General features: G+C 46.0%; 1 rRNA gene. It reads right to left on the bottom strand.

Annotated features, from left to right (window positions below):
- A 16S ribosomal RNA gene (locus J3L11_RS19040) occupies positions 1-420 on the bottom strand; the annotation flags it as partial.

Here is a 420-nt window from a genome sequence, read left to right as displayed (position 1 = left end):
CTGTTTGATCCCCACGCTTTCGTGCCTCAGCGTCAGTTGTATCCCAGTAAGCTGCCTTCGCAATTGGTGTTCTGTGTTATATCTAAGCATTTCACCGCTACACAACACATTCCGCCTACCTCATTTACACTCAAGACCCACAGTTTCAATGGCAATTTTACAGTTGAGCTGCAAACTTTCACCACTGACTTATGGGTCCGCCTACGCACCCTTTAAACCCAATAAATCCGGATAACGCTTGGATCCTCCGTATTACCGCGGCTGCTGGCACGGAGTTAGCCGATCCTTATTCGTAAAGTACATACAATAGAGTACACGTACTCTTTTTTATTCCCTTACAAAAGAAGTTTACAATCCATAGGACATTCTTCCTTCACGCGACTTGGCTGGTTCAGGCTCTCGCCCATTGACCAATATTCC

This window comes from Shewanella sp. 4t3-1-2LB, from assembly GCF_017368415.1.
Taxonomy (GTDB): Bacteria; Pseudomonadota; Gammaproteobacteria; order Enterobacterales; family Shewanellaceae; genus Shewanella; species Shewanella fodinae.
This window is presented reverse-complemented; position numbering and strand designations above follow the sequence as displayed.